We start from the raw sequence: 17,719 nt of genomic DNA, 5'->3' as shown, positions 1-17,719 counted from the left end.
ATGTTATGAAATAAAAAGCAAGAAATGATGTAATTGATTGATGTACAGTTTGTTAGCAAAGAGGCTCAAAACTCGCGTATTTCCGACCGTTGAACTTTTATTTTGAAACATGCCCCTTCCTGTGTGGGCTATTGTAAAGAAAAATCAGTCTTTAGCAGAGAGGTTTTAAAACAAAGCATGCGAGGAAGAAAGTCCTCGCATGTATGGGGCTGTTTTGTTGTGAACAGTGTCCTTATGAAAGTAGTTGCAGTGTGTAGAGATACACGACAGAAGCAGGAATAGCCATGAGAGAAGAATCGAAACGGTCGAGCATTCCACCATGACCCGGCATGATTTTCCCGCTGTCTTTAATGCCCAATGTGCGCTTGAAAAGGCTCTCTACGAGATCTCCCCATGTGCCGAAAACCACTACGATGAGTCCTAATCCAACCCAACCGAGAACAGAAAGCTGTGAAATTTGGCCGTTTTCATTGGTGTAGTAACCGATGAAAGCAGCCACAATCATCACGAGAATACCACCTCCAATGCTTCCTTCCCAACTCTTACCCGGGCTGATGCGTGGGAAAAGTTTGTGTTTCCCAAACAGTGATCCGCTGCAGTAGGCTCCCGTATCATTAAGCCAAAGGAAGATGAATACACACAGTGGAAGCAGCATGTTGTAGTGACAGCTGAGGCCGTCTTCCGAAAGTTCAAAGCCAAGAACGTTGATCATGGAGAACGGGAGGGCAATATAGAGTTGCGAAAGCATGGTATATGCCCAGTCGTTGACAGGGTCTTCCTGTTTCAGGTAGAGTTCGCTGATGAAGAGATAGATGATTGTAAGCAGGTAAGGAACAAAGATAATGAAGTTTGATGTGATGCCCATTCGGAAGGCAGCTACGGCCAGAAAGAAATAAACTCCAGCCACTGTGCTGATGAAACGATTGACCGTTACGCCCTTTCTTTGGTTCACTAATCCGGTGAATTCCCATACGGTCAGTCCGGTAATCAGGGCAAACAATGCCACCATTGTGCGTGGACTCATGAAGCCACCCACCATGATAACGACGAAGAGCGCACCGCTGATGGCTCTCACAATCAAATTCTTCATTTTGTCACTCATTGCTATTGTTCTTTTCTAATGATGCTTGATGTTCAGCTTCAGCTTGCTTTACAGCATCGGGCATGTCTTCAAGTTTCGGCACATTGGCCTCATTTTCGTTGATAATCTCCTGTGCCCGGCTAATCCATGGACGCTTTCCGAAGATGCGTTCCACGTCTTCTGCATAGATGACCTCACGTGTGATAAGCAGTTCAGCCAGTTCATTATGTCCCTTTTTATGTTCTTCAAGCATTTGCTTTGCACGGGCATATTGGTCGTTGATCATCTTCAAAACTTCATCGTCAATCACCTTAGCGGTGGTCTCAGAGTAAGGGCGTTGGAACTGATATTCCTGGTTGTTGTAATAGCAGATGTTAGGCAATCGGTCGCTCATACCGGCATAAGCAATCATGCCATAGGCACTCTTGGTGGCGCGTTCGAGGTCGTTCATCGCGCCTGTTGAGATATGTCCGGTGAACAACTCCTCTGCTGCACGGCCTCCAAGCAGTGCACACATCTCGTCGAGCATTTGCTCTTTGGTCGTGATCTGGCGTTCTTCGGGCAGATACCACGCTGCACCAAGGGCCTGACCACGAGGAACTATGCTCACCTTTACAAGCGGATTAGCATGTTCACAGAACCAGCTGATCGTGGCATGTCCGGCTTCATGCAATGCGATAGAACGCTTCTCGGCGGCTGTCATCACCTTGGTTTTCTTCTCTAAACCACCGATGATGCGGTCAACGGCATCAAGGAAGTCTTGCTTGCAGACCGTCTTGCTGTTATGACGGGCAGCAATCAGTGCTGCTTCATTACAAACATTGGCGATGTCGGCACCCGAAAAGCCAGGTGTTTGGCGTGCAAGGAAGTCGATATCAAGGCTGTTATCCACCTTCAGAGGACGCAGATGGACTTTGAAAATGGCCTTACGTTCAGTCAGATCCGGCAGATCTACGTTGATCTGACGGTCGAAACGACCTGCACGAAGCAAGGCTTTGTCGAGCATATCTGCACGGTTTGTAGCTGCCAGAACAATGACTCCACTGTTTGTTCCGAAACCATCCATCTCTGTCAATAAGGCATTCAGCGTGTTCTCTCGCTCGTCATTACCGCCCATAGAGGGGTTCTTGCTGCGGGCACGGCCTACGGCATCAATCTCATCTATAAAGATAATACATGGTGATTTGTCTTTAGCTTGCGAGAAAACGTCGCGAACTCGGCTTGCACCGACACCGACAAACATCTCAACAAAGTCTGAACCACTCATAGAGAAGAATGGAACTCCGGCTTCACCTGCCACAGCTTTGGCCAACAAAGTCTTGCCGGTACCCGGTGGTCCGACGAGTAATGCACCCTTAGGTATCTTTCCTCCGAGCTCAGTATACTTCTGGGGATTCTTCAAGAACTCTACAATTTCCTGCACTTCTTGCTTTGCTCCCTCTTGTCCGGCTACGTCTTTGAATGTTATCCCGAGGTCGTTGGCTTTCTCATATAGCTTGGCTTTGCTCTTGCCTACACTGAAGATGCCACCTCCTCCGCCAACATTTCCACCGCCACTCATGCGCCGCATGAGCCAGAACCAGAACAAGATAAGGAGTAAGAGCGGCCCAAATTGGAACAGAAGTCCGTTGAAAATACTGCTCCCGGAGTCGTTGTCATAACTGAAATCGACTATTTTTCCAGCCTTTTGTTCGTAAGTAAGGAACTTCTCAAGCTCGTCGACAGAACCAAAAGCCACATTGACATAAGGGCGTGTTCCTACCTGCTTGGCATTCATGTGGAATACATCTTGAATATGTTTCGGTGCAACATACATCTTCAGCGTGCTTTTTTCCTTGTTCACAACAACGCTGGTTGCATAGCCTTTTGCCACATATTGCTTGAATTTTGTATATGAAGCTTCTTGATTAGCTCCGTCTCTGGCGAGCATGTTCCCGCCTCCAGAGAGCAGGAATACGCCTGCAACGATGGCCACAAGCAAGTAGATCCAGTTCATATTGAACCGTGGCATCTTAGGCTCATTGCCTTTATCTCTGTTATTTAAGAAGTTCTTTTTTTCGTTCATGTTATAGTATGCATTTCTGATTTATATGGAAACTGTGCTATCAAATTACATGCCAAACGTCTAATCGAGATTTGGAATATTTGTTAATTTGGCATCTTCCCACAGGTTTTCAAGGTTATAATATTCGCGTGTTTCAGGCATGAAGATATGCACGAGCACGTCAGAATAGTCAATAGCTACCCATTGATTGTTGCCGAGTCCGGCCACATTGATAGGCTTTTCCTTTAAGTCTTCACGAACAGTATCGCTGATTGAGCCTGCAATGGCCTCTATCTGTGTCGGTGAGTTGCCTTGACAGATAATGAAATATTTGGCAATAGCCCCGTCAATATGTTTCAGATTGATAATAGTAATGTCCTTACCTTTCTTCTCTTGTATGCCTTTTGTGATGGTCTCAACCAACTTTTCTGTTGTTTCCATGAATGGATTTGCTTTTTAATGTATGTAATAATAGTGTATCAGGGACAAAGGTACATAATTTCAAGCTATATTACTCATAAAGCAAAGTCTATTTTTAAGTTTCGCTGTTTTTTATGAAAAAAAGTGCCGAAAAGTTTTGATGGTTCAGAGAAATGCACTACCTTTGCATGCGAAAATCGGGAGTAAAGCCGATGAGTCAATTGAAATCTTGGGATATGGTGTAATGGTAACACTACAGATTCTGGTCCTGTCATTCCTGGTTCGAGTCCGGGTATCCCAACAAAAAGAAAGCTAAATGATTTTCAAACCATTTAGCTTTTTTGTTTATATGAAGTTTCTTGTGCGACAGAATGCTTTTTCTTTCTCCACAAGTTCAGTTGATAAAAGGTTCAATCCGCATGGAGTTCCCCTATCGTTATGGTGTATTCGCTCATGAAACTGCAGCCGGGGAGCAGTTTATTCATAAGATATTTATCCTTAAACTCGCCTTCAAACTCTACCCAGTCAGCAATTCCATACCACGGTTCGATGCAGACAAAGGGTGCATTCTTGCCGTAAGGACTCCATATCCCGATAGCAGGTGTCTTGAAATCAACAGTTACTTCGGGCTTGTTTTCTTTGTTCAGAAGACTCACTTTGTGGAGTTGACTGTGGTCAAAGATAATGGCATCGTCTTTGAAACTCTCTTCTGTAAACTCGAATATGCCGTTTTCAGTGGTCACAGTGTGGTGTTCCGGCGCGATACAACCTTTCACATTACCGAATATCCGGCGTGGTTCGGCCTCATCAAAACGTAGTCTTCCGTGCAAGGGCTCACCCACTTTGAGGTCGGGAACATTAAAAGCGGGATGTCCTCCAATCTGGAAATAAATCTCTTTTCGGTCTGTATTTTCCACATGCCACACCACCTTTATCCTGTTTCCAACAAGTTTATAACTGATAGCCAGATTGAAATGGAAAGGATAAACCTTAAGCGTTTCGGCAGTATCGTGCAGTGCATAGACCGCTTTTTGTTCGCTCTGGGCCACTAAAGTGAAATCAGTGTCGCGTGCAAAGCCATGTCGTGACATGGGATATTCCTTGCCGTTGATGCGGAAAGTGTCATTCCACAGTCCGCAGACAATGGGGAAAAGGATAGGCGAATGACGCCCCCACTTGTCGGGATTGGCTTGCCAGAGATATTCTTTCCCATTGGCATCCTTGATACTCTGCAATTCTGCACCATGAGCAGAAAGGCTCACAGTCAGGTGTTCGTTCTTGATTTGTTCCATGATATGTTTCTTTAAGAATGATATAGCAAAGGTAATAAAATTATCTGATGATGTGCCGTTAAGTGGCTTATAAAGTTTATCGACAAAATAATTTGCCGTTTTTCTTTCGGTTGTCTCCTATTTGAACTACCTTTGCAAGAAACAAAAAGAAAGATAAAATGGTAGACTTTGCACATTTCAATGCGTCGGGCGAATATCGCCGCGAAGAGCTGATAAGAGCCATAGAGCACGCTGTTGAGCAGCTTACACAGGGCGAACTCGAGGCTTTGTATTATGACATGCTGACCAAAGGATTGATTTGTGAATAGCCGGTCTTAGGGTTTTGTCTGGCGAAATGAATGATAAAATCTCATATCATTCGGCATGGCAGATTATATGTTAATTTTTATCACAGGACTTTACAATTGCTCTCGTAGATTTTGTAAATTCAGAAATAAAGTCATCCTCGCTTCAAATACGCGCTGTATTTTGATAGTTTGTAACATGCTGACATTCAGTTTGTTGTGAAAGAAGATGCAAAATGCAGCGTAAAATCACGTTAGAAAACGCTGTGATTTGTGTCAAATTACTTTGCAATCTGCGTCAAGTTACCATGTGTTTTGCATCATCATGCGCTGTAAAGACAGTCATATTGCGGGCTGAAATGACTGAGATTGCAAATCCAAAGGATAAAAATGAGGGTATCGAGACTATAAAATGGTTTCGCACTCACGTTGAAGACAGCTTTCCATTTCTATTTAGTCGCAGGAAAAAGTGTTAAATTTGAGATAATAACTTTACAAAAGAGCAGACTTGTTTTAAGGCGTATCCTATGCCTTATAAATGCTAAAGAAAAAGTAAAATCTGTGTAGATGTCTATCTATCTTTCCAGAATGCAGGAGTAAATATAACCAGAATAGTGAAGATTTCAATTCTTCCAATGAGCATTAATGCCGAACAGACCCACTTGATTCCAGCCGGAAGCATCGACCAACTCATGGTGGGACCAATCTCAAGGCCCAATGAAGGGCCGACATTACCAAGGGTACTCAATGTGATGGTAATGGCATTCGTGTTGTCAACCCCTGCTGCAATGAAGATAAACGACGCGAAGAGGCACAGCAACAGATAGACTGCCAAGAAAGAAAGCAGCGTGACACGCTTCTGCGAAGGAATGTTGCTGCCGTCTACATGAATAGGAAGTATGGCGTTGGGATGCAGAATCTGCTTGAATTCATTACGGATAATCTTCAGCATCATGACGCTGCGGATGCTCTTGAAACCACCACTTGTGCTGCCGGAACAGGCCCCGAGGAACATGCAAGTGGCCAGAACAACCCAGGTGACATGGGGCCATTGGGCGGCATCATCATTGAAGAGACCTGTCGTCGTGATGAAAGAAACAACCTGGAAGATGCCACAACGAAACGCTTTCTCAAGGTCATAGCCATTGTGAAGCATGAGTTGAGCCATGATGAAAAGCGAGAATGCGATGACGACAAAGGTGTAGAAGCGGAACTCTTCGCTCTTGAACATCATTTTTAAAGAGCGATGTGTGGCCGACATATATAATAAGGTGAAGTTCGTTCCCGAAATGAAACAGAAGAAAGTAGCAATATATTCTACTGCCGGAGAGCGGAAAAACTCTGCGCTGTCGGTATGGGTTGAGAAACCACCGGTGGCAGTTGTCCCCATGGCATAGTTGATGCTGTCAAACCATCCCATGCCACAAATCATGTAACTGAGTATGCAACTGATGGTCAGTACAAGATAGACAACCCATATCCACTTTGCATTTGTGCTGAGCCGAGGATGTAATCGCGTGGTAACAGGCCCTGTTGCTTCGGCTGCAAACACTTTGACGGAACCACCGACAAAGGAAGGAAGAATGGCCGTGGTAAAGAAAACAATGCCCAATCCGCCTATCCATTGCGTCATACTACGCCAGAAAAGCAGGCCATGTGGCAGCTTGTCAACGTCGTCAATGATAGTGGCGCCAGTGGTTGTAAAGCCCGACATGGTTTCAAAATAAGCGTCGGTGAAGTTTGGGATGTAACCACTGATCATGAAAGGAAATGTACCAAAGAGACTGAAGATTATCCATGAGAGCGTCACGACAAGGTAGGCATCGCGTCGACTCATGTAGTTGTTGGCATGACGGCCAAGGAAATGCAGTACAATTCCCGTGAACGTAGTCAGGATGATGGTGATGATAAAGGCAAGAACATCGTCTTCCTGGTAGCCGACAGCCATGCACAGGCAGGCCAATAGCAGTATGGCTTCGATGAAAAGTAACGAGCCGATGATCTTGAATATGATGCTACGATTGATCATTTATTAAAGAGATTCTCTATTTTCTTCATGTTGATACTGTGACAGAACACCATTACTGAGTCGCCCGCATTAATGCGCGTGTTACCCGAAACAAGGTATCCTTCACCGTTTCTGACTAATCCACCGATGGTCATCCCATAGGGTAACCTCATGTCTTTGACTGCTTTCTGTGTGATTTTCGACCCTTCTTGAGGGATGAACTCGGCCACATCAGCATTTGCATTCATGAGGAAGCGCACGTTGTGGACATTGGCATCGAGCATCATCTGATAGATGTGGCCGGCTGCAATGGCTTTCTTGTTGATGATAGTGCCGATATCTAAGCTCTCCGCCATATTCACATAATCCTCGTTTTCGACCATGGCAACGGTCTTCCTGACGCCCATTCGTTTGGCGGTAAGGCAGGCAAGAATGTTAGTCTCGGCATTCCCTGTGAGTGCAACAAAGGCTTGTGTGCTTCTGATGCCTTCTTCCTGAAGCAGCGAAACATCGCGCCCGTCGCCGTGAATAATCAGTGCACGGTCGTCATCAAGCAGTTCGTTGAGTCGGTCGCAGCGTTGTTCGTTGGCTTCAATGATTTTCACATTCATGTATTCCGGCATCGTTTTGACAGCTCTTACGGCTGTACGGCCGCCTCCCATGACCATTACATTCTTCACGTCTACATAGTGTTCCTTACCCACAATCTTGCGAATGAAAGGTATATACTGGCGAGTTGTCATGAAATAAGCCATGTCATAGAGTTTCAGTTCATCGTTACCACCCGGTATAATGGTGTCACCGTCGCGCTTGATAGCCACGACATGATAGGGATCATCGGGGCCACTGATGTCCTTGAGCGGTTTGTTGAGTATCTCACAAGTCTCTCGAAGCTTGATGCCCAGCATCACTAAGGCTCCGTCGTGAACATCCCAACGCTGGCGAACCCAGCTCATTTTCAATCCGTTGTTAATGTCTTTAGCTGCTAAAAGCTCGGGATAGATAATGGAACTGATGCCTAATCTTTCAAAAAAGTCATTCAAATCCGGAGCTACATATTCGTAGTTGTCTACCTTTGCCACAGTCTTCTTGGCACCTAAGGCCTTGGCAATCATGCAGCTTGTCATATTCTTGTTTTCGTCCGGGGTGACGGCAATGAAGAGGTCTGCTGACTCTGCACCGGCCTCTTTCAGCGTTGTTATGCTGGCACATGAGGCGTTCATCGTCATCAAATCGAAGTCAGAACCTAATTTCTCAAGCTTCTCCAGACTCTCATCCATGAGGATAATGTCTTGATTGTTGCGTGAGAGAAGCTTGGCAAGATAGGTTCCAATGGCATATGCGCCGGCAATAATGATTTTCATTTCTTGGTCTCCTTGATAGCAGCGATGATGCTGTTTTGGTCTATATGACAGATGTGTTGCAGTTCAGCAACGGTTCCATGTTCGATAAACTCGTCGGGAATGCCCATGCGTTTCATTATGGGTGAATAGCCATGGTCACTCATCCATTCGAGTATGGCAGACCCCATTCCTCCGTTGCGGATGCCGTCTTCCACAGTAATAATATGTCTGAAGCGTTGTCCAACTTCATGGAGTAGGGGTTCATCGAGTGGTTTTAAGAAACGCAAATCATAGTGAGCGACGTTCTCTCCTGAAGCCTCAATAGCACTTTTTACATTGTTTCCGATTGGGCCAATGCTGATAATTGCTGTGCCTTCACCGTCACGCAACTTGCGTCCTGTGCCCACTTTGACTGCTTCCAAAGGGCATTTCCAATCCTTGAGAACGCCTCTTCCGCGTGGATAGCGAATGACAAAGGTGCCTTGGTTGGGTTGTTGTGCAGTGTACATCAGGCGCCGTAGTTCGTGTTCATCCATTGGGCTGGCAATTGTCAGATTAGGAATGGGGCGTAAGGCAGCCATATCAAAGGCGCCATGATGCGTAGGTCCATCTTCTCCAACGAGTCCTGCGCGGTCGAGACAAAGCACGACAGGCAGGTTCAGTAATGCGACATCGTGAATGATATTGTCGTAGGCTCGCTGACTGAAAGCACTGTAAATATTGCAGAAAGGAAGCAGTCCTTCTTTCGCCATTCCACCCGAAAAGGTCACAGCATGGCCTTCAGCTATGCCTACATCAAACATGCGGTTGGGCATTGCTTTCTGCAGAATGTTCATCGAACAACCTGTCGGCATGGCCGGCGTTACACCTATAATGCGGTCGTTTTTCTCGGCTAATTCAAGTAGTGTATGACCGAAAACATCTTGAAATTTGGGGGGCATATCACTGCAATCCTGCAGAATGCGCTCTCCTGTTTCCGGGTCGAACTTGCCTGGGGCATGCCAAATCGTGGCACTTTCTTCGGCCGGTTTGTATCCTTTTCCTTTCGTTGTATGCAGGTGCAGCAGCTTTGGGCCTTTCATATCTCTAAGCTGTTGCAGTACACGTACTATCTCCTTAACATCGTGTCCGTCAAAAGGGCCGAAGTAACGGATGTTCATTCCCTCGAAGATATTCTGCTGATGACTCAGTGCACTCTTTAAGGCGTTGTTCAAACGGAGTATACCTTTCTTGCGCTCCTCATTCAGATAACCCTTTCGGTGGAGCCATTTGCTGGCCTTGAAGCGTAGTTTATTGTAGGTCTCATTCGTGTCGAGATTTAACAGATACTTCTCCATTCCACCCACAGCACGGTCGATTGACATATCATTGTCATTGAGAATGATGAGCAGGTCATTGGGCATACTCGATACATTATTAAGTCCCTCGAAAGCCAACCCGCCACTCATGGCACCGTCTCCGATAACGGCAACCACATGACGTCCGCTGCCATTGGCTGCCACAGACATACCCAAGGCAGCAGAAATAGAGTTGCTTGCATGACCGCAGGCAAACGTGTCGTATTCGCTTTCCTTAGGAGTCGGGAACGGACAGATACCATTCAGCTTTCTGTTCGTATAGAACAAGTCGCGTCTTCCCGTAAGAATCTTATGTCCATAAGCCTGATGTCCAACGTCCCACACAATGCGATCATCGGGTGTGTTATAGACATAGTGCAGGGCAACTGTAATCTCAACAACACCTAAAGAAGATGCAAAGTGCCCGGGATTTACCGAAACTTCATGGATGATATCCTCGCGCAACTCCTTGCAAACCTCAGGTAATTGCTCGATGCTCAACTTTCGGAGGTCTGCAGGATATTTGATTTGACTTAATAATCCAAATTTATTTGCATTCATCAATACAATGAGTATGATTAACTTTGCAAAGTTACGTTAAAATCATGTATAAAGCAAAGAAAAGCAATATTTTCTTTTTCAGGGGCTCATGTAAAGCAAAGTGCATGGCTGTTGCTTAGTAGTCTTTATTTAATTCTACTGACAACATGTCATAAAGTTGCCTCTTCTGCCTTATGAAAGGTTAGGAGAGGCGATCAAATCTTTAAAGTTTTCAATGGTCGTCAGGCGCTCGTGATCGAATGTTTCAGCAAGTTCCATCTTCCAAGCCACGCTGAACGGTACATGCACGGCATATGCACCAATGGCGAGTGCCGGGGCAATATCCGATTTGAAAGAGTTGCCAATCATCAGCAATTCGGACGGCCGGATTTCGTTGTTGACGCAGAGATGTCGGTATTCCTCCTCTGTTTTATCCGCCACAACGACTACATCATCAAAGTAATTGGCAAGCCCCGACCGTTTGAGTTTGTTCTCTTGATCCTGCAATTCACCTTTCGTGAACACCACAAGGCGATAGTCTTCACCACCTTTTCGCTCGTTGAGGGCAATCAATGTGTCCTCAACGCCGGGCAAAGGTGTGGTTGGAAAGGAGAGCAAAGCCTTGCCTAATTGCAGGATTTCAGCCACCACTTTGCCGCTTAAACTGCCTCCGGAGACTTTGATTGCAGTTTCAAGAAGTGACAAAGTGAAAGCTTTCGTGCCGAAACCTAATGAAGGCATATTGAGTTTCTCGGTTTCAAAAAGCGCATCTGAAATGTGTTTGGCATCGTTGTAATCGGCCAACAGCTGGCAATAGGCCGCTTCTGCGTTGTCAAAATGCGACTGGCAGTCCCACAATGTGTCGTCGGCATCGATGGCGATAACCTTGAATGGTTTGAGATTCATAGGCATCAGTCAACAAGACGGGCATCTAATAAACGGGTTATTTCTTCCTTGTCAAGATGCTGACCAATGAAAACAAGCTTCTGCATACGGTCGCCATAGGTCTCGTTCCAGTCGCGTCGGAGTCCTTCTTCGCGTGACATGAGCTCTTTAAGTTCCTTTTCCGGCATGGTAGCATACCATTGACCGGCATTGCGAAGTCCCATCTGTCTGCCTGCCTGTTCAAACACATAACAGGTTTGAGGCTCGTCTTTGAACCAACATATACCTTTGCACCGAATGACTGTCTTTGGCCATTGTGTGGCAATAAACTCATCAAATCCTACCAGGTCAAAAGGCTTGCGGCGATAGTAAACAAATGTACCTATGCCGTATTCTTCAACTTCTCCGCCCTCATGATCATGGTGATGATGGTGGTGATGTCCCTCTTTGTGCTCATGTTCGTGGTCATGATGCTCTTCATGGTCATGGTCGTGATGATTGTGTTCGTGCTCTTCTTCCTCCTCATCCATGTGCTCATCGCCATGATGATGCTCGATTTCATCAATCCAGGCTGCTGATGTTGCCACTTCGTTGAAGTCAAACTTGCGGGTGTTGATAATCTTTTCAAGTGCAACATCACCATAATTACATTCTATAATCTCTGCCTTGGGCTGCAGCGCACGAATGATTTTCTTCGTGCGTTCCAATTCCTGTGGCTCCACTTCCGAAGCCTTGTTCAACAGGATAATGTTACAGAATTCAATCTGTTGAATCACTAAGTTCTCAATATCTTCCTCGCCGATGTTCTGCTTGATGAGGTCTGCACCGTTGCCGAACTCATCTTTCATGCGCAGCGCATCAACCACTGTGACGATGCTGTCAAGGCGAACGATGCCGTTTTTAATGAACTGTGGGCCCATGGTTGGTATCGAACAGATGGTCTGTGCGATAGGAGCCGGCTCGCAGATACCGCTGGCTTCGATGACAATATAGTCGAACTTCTTCATGTTGACGATGTCGTTCAACTGCTTCACGAGGTCCATTTTCAACGTACAACAGATGCAACCGTTCTGCAATGCCACAAGACTATCGTCTTTCTGGTCAACGATTCCGCCCTTTTGAATGAGGTCTGCATCGATGTTTACTTCGCCGATATCATTCACGATAACAGCGAATTTAATGCCTCGTTCGTTACTTAATATCTTGTTGACAAGGGTCGTTTTGCCGCTTCCTAAATAGCCCGTAAGCAACAATACGGGTATTTCTTTGTTCTTCATCTCTGTTTCCTTTCTTTAATATATATTAATGTAGAAATCGCATGCAAAGGTATAAAAAATAGTTGATAATGTGTAACTTTGCATCACTATGAATAAAAAAACAATCACTTTCGCCCTTTGTCTGGCTTCAGCAACTACGCTGATAGCACAGAACCAACCCGGAGGTATCTCCTCTGTCATGTTGCAGAAGATTGAAACCTCACAGAAGTCATCCCCTGCCGAACATGCTTTGGCGAATGCCTTTGCTTCGAACAACATCGATGATTTGGCCCGTAACCATGCTCATCAAGGTGCACTGAACACCTATTTCAGTGATGAAACGCCCAAGCAGAGCATTCAGAACCAGGAGAGTTCGGGCCGTTGCTGGATGTTTTCCGGCTTGAATGTGTTGCGTGGTAATTTTGCCAAGGCCCACAACGACACGCTTGCTGTGGAGTTTTCTCATGCTTATCTCTTCTTCTACGACCAGTTGGAGAAGGCCAATCTCATGCTCCAGGCTGTCATTGACAATGCTAAATTGCCGATGGAAGATGCCCGAGTGCAGTTCTTCTTCAAGAACCCTATCAATGATGGCGGTACATTCTGCGGTGTGGCTGACCTTGCCGAGAAGTATGGTCTGGTGCCCAAGAGCGTGCAACCTGAAACTTATTCAAGCGACAACACAAAGATAATGGCAAAGCTTGTGTCGCGTAAACTGCGCGAGTTTGGCCTTGAACTGCGCAAGTTGGTGGCTGAAAGAAAGAGCAAAACGGCTATCAACGACCGCAAGACTGAGATGCTTTCAACCATTTATCACTTACTGACACTCACGCTTGGAGAACCGGTAAAGACGTTCACCTATGTCTTTACAGATAAGAACGGCAAGGCGATTGGCGAGTCAAAGCAGTACACACCGCGTTCTTTCTATGACGTTACAGTGGGCCATCCGCTGAATGGTACATTCCTTATGGTAATGAACGACCCGCGACATCCTTATTATAAGACCTATGAAGTGCAGTATGATCGCCACACATACGACGGACATAACTGGACTTATCTCAATCTCCCGATGGACGAAATCGCTCAGTTGGCCATCGCATCCATTAAAGACGGTCACAAAATGTACAGCAGTTACGACGTTGGAAAGCAGCTTGATCGCAAGCGAGGTTACCTTGATCTTGATAACTACGATTATGCTTCGCTCACAGGAACAACTTATAATATGAACAAAGCCGACCGCATCCGTACTTTCGACAGTGGCTCAACGCATGCCATGACGCTTACGGCTGTCGACTTAGACAGGCAAGGTAAGCCCGTGAAATGGAAGGTAGAGAACAGTTGGGGCCCCTCTTATGGGCATCAAGGTTACCTCATCATGACCAATCGTTGGTTCAATGAGTTCATGTTCCGCCTTGTTGTTGACAGGAAATATGCTTCAGAAAAGGTGCTCAAAGCAGCACAGCAGAAGCCCATTATGCTGTTGCAAGACGACCCATTATTCCAAGATGACAAGTAGAAATGCCTTTCCTGCCTCTTTGCTTCAGCCTGAATTTTGAGCTGAAGCAAAGGGACAGGAAATGCTTTCCACATTCATATTCTTCCTTTTCCTTTGTTTTTTGCGGTATTCTTTTAGGGAAAACAAAACTTCATTTTGTTGATTTTTATTGCTTAAAAACATGTCTTGATTTTCTCACCAAATAGAAATTCCAAAGCCATGAATTTCGCTTGAAAGTGGGGTTTGCCCCGATTTAAATCTGTTTTTCATTCACTTTTGCCTGCAATACGCGTCACTTTTCCGCGCCAAATGCGTCAAACGGTCTCGCTTTCTGCCTCATTTCAGGCTGTAATCTGCATCAAATTACAAGCTGATTTGACGTGATTTTAACTGTTGTTTTTCCTTGTTTTACTCAATAACTTGCTGCAAATCCCGTAATATTTTGATAGTCAACAGGTTGCTAAGCAGGCGATTTTCGGGCGTATTTACAAAAATAAAAAGTCTCGTTCTGAATATTGAAATCTCATAAGGTGTTTTGTAAAATAAAATCAAAGCCGTTTATCCTTGTATCTTCTTCTTTGCCATTGAGAATTCTGTTGCCTGAGATTTCCCCGCTTCTGATGTGTTGTAGAAGGCTGTTCTGTATATTCCCATCATTGAAAATACGAAAACATAGAGGCAAACGGTTTGCAAGAAAGAGAGATGTCCGCAGTCAATGGAGGCATAGGGGAGGCGTGAAATGGCGGTAACGGAAGTGTTCATCCAGCCTGTTATGGTGGTCATAGCATTGAAAATTAGGTTTTGCAAGGCCACGAAAGGTGTGGAGAGAACTGTCAGAAAGGCAAGATAGAGTATGGCGGTTGCTGCCGGAACAACGATGAAATTGGTCAGGAGGAAGTATGTGGAGAAATGACCGAAATAGTGAAGCAGCAGGGGAAACGTGAGCAATTGGGCTGAAACCGACACGCAAATCATGCCCCATGCCCATCGGAGCAGGCGAGTTATGGGGTTGAATAACTGAAAAAGCGGTTTATAGGCAATGAGAATACCGGCTACGGCCATAAAGGATAGCTGGAAACCAACGTCCCATAGCGTCATGGGTTGGGCTATGAGAATGATTAATGCGGCTAAGGCGAGCGTGTTGAGACTGATGTTTTCGCGGCCAAGCAGACTGACAAACGCGTAGGTGGTGAGCATCACGGCACTGCGAACTACCGAGGGTGGCAGTCCAACTAAGAAGGCAAAGGCCCAAATAGTGAGGATAGATAGTGTCATTGCAAATACATTTCGGCCGAAAACGAGCAGGAAAATGCCAAAGATAATGCCGATATGCAGTCCCGAAAGTGCCAGGATATGACTGCCTCCTGATAGTGCATAGGTTTCTCGTGTGGCTTTACTGACAGCTTCGCGGTGGCCTAAGACCATGGCTTGGAGAATGGTATAGTCTTGATTGTCGGCATGGGATGACGATGCGAAATGTCGTATGATGCGGTCGCGAAGACGGCGAACCTGGAGTGTTGCTCGTTGCCGGCGACCCAATGTCATAGGCACTTCTGCCGTCTGAAACTGCCAGTAAGGAATGAATGTTTCAGCCTGATAGCCATGCCGTCTGAGCCAAAGTGCATAATCAAAATGGGCATTGGGCCAACGGTTTTGTGGTTTTTCAAGAACTGATGAAGCAATGATGCCATTGCCGGTTTGCAGTTGCATCGGTCTGTTGGGGTCGTTCAGAACCGTTGCCCTCACGGTAATGGCATTGCGGAGCGGCTGCCCGTTGAGCTTTGTCAACAACAAGTCACATCGCCAAGTCTTGCCATGCAGGGTCGGAGTGTTGCTGATAATGGCCTCATAGTGGCTTTCTCCGTGAGGCAACTTGCAGTCGGCATGCTGCTCACTGCGATTTATTAACGTTGCACCTACCGTCAGCGTGATGACGAAAATGCAGCCGTTACGCCATGCTGCTCGCTTGGAAAGCAGTGCCAAGGCAATGCTCACGCAGGCACAGATGAGCCAGAAGCCTGTGCCAAGTGTGGGGTAACAGGCATCGCCGACAGCTATTCCGCCTATCAGAACAAGGGCAATACGCAGCAGAGGATAGCGTTGTAGTGGGCCATTTATCCGCATTCCTACTTATAACCGGGGTTCTGTTGAAGATTACCATTCATCTTCAGAATGTTTTTCGGGATAGGGAAGAGATTGGTGAATCGGCTTTCTTCGCCTTCAATGGGCTGTCGAAGATCGTAGGCTTTGTGGTAAAGACCGAAACGGATAAGGTCATTACGGCGCCAGCCTTCCCACATCAGTTCAAGCAATCTCTCTTCAAGAATATTGGAAAGTGTGGCAGAACGCGATGTCATTCCTGCCCGTTGGCGCACGAGGTTAAGCTCCTTGTCTCCGTTTTTGCCGTTTCTGACGAGGGCTTCTGCCTTCATCAGCACCACATCGGCATAGCGGAAGAGCACGATGTCATTGTCTTGCAGTCGGCCATCATCATAAGCTGTGCGGTCAATCTCATATTTTGCCATGCGTGCTCCGGCCGTTTTCTCATACTTACTCCCCGTAAGACTGAGTGCCACTTCATTCGGATAATAGACCAACGGCTCGCTGTTTTCCTGATAAACAACCTTTCCATCCACGCGAACGGTATCGCTGAAGAAGTTTATTCTGTAGCGTTTGTCTTCCTGTGATGTGCCATATCCGTAGGCTTTTACTGTTGAAAGCGTGGCACAGCTGCCGTTTTCTGCGTCCATTCTATATGCTCCTCCATGGCTGTAATGACGGCTTCGGAAGAGATAAAAGAACTTGTTGCTGTAGAGAGTCTTGTCCATTGGGATGGTAAAGACATTCTCGTTGGAGTTTTCATTGTGTACACTGAAGTTGCTTGCATAGTCACTTTCGAGTGTATATCCGGCTTCGGTTATCTTGTCACAACAGGCAATACATGCCTCCAACGCTTTGAGTTTCTGTCCGTTAATATCGAAAGTCAGCGTGTCATCATGAAGATAAACTTCATGATTGAGCAGAATTTTAGCCAGCAGGAAGTAAGCCACGGGTCGCGTGAAACGGCCATAATAGTTGCCTTCGTGATTGCTGTGTGCATTGGGCAGATAGGGAATTGCGGCTAAAAGTTCGTTGATAAGCGTGGTGGTTACTTTCTTTCTGGTAGACTGTTTTACATCTTCCAAGGTCACACCTTCCTGCATGACAAGGGGCACATTGCCCCACATGTCCATGATATAGAAGTAGAACAAGGCACGCAGTCCACGTGCTTCTGCAGCGTATTCCTTATATTGTTCGTCGGTAAGAAGTTGCTTGTGCTGGTCTATTTCATAAAGTGCGTGGTTGCAAAGTGACACGCTGCCATAGAGATAGTTCCATGTGTTGAGGAGCGGAAGATCGGTAGATGTCCACTCATGATGATAGAGATTCTGCCAGAACCCGCCGTCATACCAGTCGCCACCACGTATGGGAAGCATTGCTTCGTCAGTGGAAAAGGTGTTGTAGTCGTATATACCTCGGTTGGTTCCTTGTAGTCCTTGACTGTCAGAATAACCTCCAATCTGGTGGTAAAGGTTGCCAATGGTGTTGATATATAGGTTGCTGGCCGATGTATAAAGCTTATCTTCTTCAAGCTTGTCTTTTGGAGTTTCATCAAGACAGGCATTGAAAAGCAACGCCATGACTGTTGCCATGAAGATATGAGTGATAGTGAAGAGTCGTTTTCCCATATGAAA

At 46.0% G+C, this 17,719-nt stretch carries 13 protein-coding genes and 1 tRNA gene; 3 read left to right on the top strand and 11 right to left on the bottom strand.

The genetic code is table 11. From position 1 onward, the window contains the following. Positions 1–232 precede the first annotated feature (232 nt). Genes EL210_RS00265 through rsfS form a run of 3 tightly spaced genes read right to left on the bottom strand, consistent with a single transcriptional unit; the run spans position 233 to position 3,566 of the window. Complete coding sequence (locus EL210_RS00265) at positions 233–1,102, bottom strand: phosphatidate cytidylyltransferase (protein WP_018921062.1); 870 nt, start codon at positions 1,100–1,102, stop codon at positions 233–235. After that, the gene (gene ftsH, locus EL210_RS00260) at positions 1,095–3,146 is read right to left on the bottom strand and encodes an ATP-dependent zinc metalloprotease FtsH (protein ID WP_020610681.1); all 2,052 of its coding nucleotides are present in this window, start codon (positions 3,144–3,146) and stop codon (positions 1,095–1,097) included. Before ftsH ends, EL210_RS00265 begins: the two co-directional genes overlap by 8 nt. Before the next feature lie 60 nt (positions 3,147–3,206). Further along, complete coding sequence (gene rsfS / locus EL210_RS00255) at positions 3,207–3,566, bottom strand: ribosome silencing factor (protein WP_004375660.1); 360 nt, start codon at positions 3,564–3,566, stop codon at positions 3,207–3,209. A 209-nt stretch (positions 3,567–3,775) separates the two neighbouring features. On the opposite strand from rsfS, the gene EL210_RS00250 reads away from it, so the two are divergent. Next, positions 3,776–3,846: transfer RNA gene (locus tag EL210_RS00250), tRNA-Gln, on the top strand. A 109-nt stretch (positions 3,847–3,955) separates the two neighbouring features. Here the strand turns inward: EL210_RS00250 and EL210_RS00245 are convergent. Continuing rightward, positions 3,956–4,837, bottom strand: coding sequence for an aldose 1-epimerase family protein (locus tag EL210_RS00245; RefSeq protein WP_018921059.1), 882 nt, complete (start codon positions 4,835–4,837; stop codon positions 3,956–3,958). A 158-nt stretch (positions 4,838–4,995) separates the two neighbouring features. Between EL210_RS00245 and EL210_RS13480 the strand changes: the two genes are divergently transcribed. After that, positions 4,996–5,145 (top strand): hypothetical protein, encoded by a 150-nt coding sequence (locus EL210_RS13480; RefSeq protein ID WP_004375658.1) that lies wholly within the window; start codon positions 4,996–4,998, stop codon positions 5,143–5,145. A 547-nt stretch (positions 5,146–5,692) separates the two neighbouring features. Here EL210_RS13480 and EL210_RS00235 read toward each other — a convergent pair. From EL210_RS00235 to EL210_RS00215, 5 genes are all read right to left on the bottom strand, one after another. Next, positions 5,693–7,150 carry a TrkH family potassium uptake protein gene (locus EL210_RS00235; protein WP_018921057.1) on the bottom strand — a complete coding sequence of 486 codons (1,458 nt, stop codon included), beginning with the start codon at positions 7,148–7,150 and terminating at the stop codon, positions 5,693–5,695. Continuing rightward, positions 7,147–8,493 (bottom strand): Trk system potassium transporter TrkA, encoded by a 1,347-nt coding sequence (trkA, locus tag EL210_RS00230; protein ID WP_004377737.1) that lies wholly within the window; start codon positions 8,491–8,493, stop codon positions 7,147–7,149. Before trkA ends, EL210_RS00235 begins: the two co-directional genes overlap by 4 nt. Beyond that, positions 8,490–10,370, bottom strand: coding sequence for a 1-deoxy-D-xylulose-5-phosphate synthase (gene dxs / locus EL210_RS00225; RefSeq protein WP_018921056.1), 1,881 nt, complete (start codon positions 10,368–10,370; stop codon positions 8,490–8,492). The genes trkA and dxs overlap by 4 nt, the downstream gene beginning before the upstream one ends. Positions 10,371–10,541: 171 nt before the next feature. After that, positions 10,542–11,261, bottom strand: coding sequence for an HAD family hydrolase (locus EL210_RS00220; protein WP_018921055.1), 720 nt, complete (start codon positions 11,259–11,261; stop codon positions 10,542–10,544). Then, complete coding sequence (locus EL210_RS00215) at positions 11,261–12,511, bottom strand: CobW family GTP-binding protein (protein ID WP_018921054.1); 1,251 nt, start codon at positions 12,509–12,511, stop codon at positions 11,261–11,263. The genes EL210_RS00220 and EL210_RS00215 overlap by 1 nt, the downstream gene beginning before the upstream one ends. Before the next feature lie 88 nt (positions 12,512–12,599). Here EL210_RS00215 and EL210_RS00210 point away from each other — a divergent pair, with 88 nt between their 5' ends. Further along, complete coding sequence (locus EL210_RS00210) at positions 12,600–14,006, top strand: C1 family peptidase (RefSeq protein ID WP_018921053.1); 1,407 nt, start codon at positions 12,600–12,602, stop codon at positions 14,004–14,006. A 537-nt stretch (positions 14,007–14,543) separates the two neighbouring features. Here the strand turns inward: EL210_RS00210 and EL210_RS00205 are convergent. Both EL210_RS00205 and EL210_RS00200 read right to left on the bottom strand, forming a co-directional pair. Continuing rightward, the gene (locus EL210_RS00205) at positions 14,544–16,109 is read right to left on the bottom strand and encodes a ComEC/Rec2 family competence protein (RefSeq protein WP_018921052.1); all 1,566 of its coding nucleotides are present in this window, start codon (positions 16,107–16,109) and stop codon (positions 14,544–14,546) included. Between the two features lie 2 nt (positions 16,110–16,111). Beyond that, positions 16,112–17,713: a RagB/SusD family nutrient uptake outer membrane protein gene (locus EL210_RS00200; RefSeq protein WP_018921051.1), complete on the bottom strand. Its 1,602-nt coding sequence runs from the start codon at positions 17,711–17,713 to the stop codon at positions 16,112–16,114. Between the last annotated feature and the right edge of the window lie 6 nt (positions 17,714–17,719).

Source organism: Segatella oris, from assembly GCF_900637655.1.
GTDB lineage: Bacteria > Bacteroidota > Bacteroidia > Bacteroidales > Bacteroidaceae > Prevotella > Prevotella oris.
The sequence above is the reverse complement of the archived record's forward strand: the minus strand, read 5'-3'. Positions and strand labels throughout refer to the sequence as shown.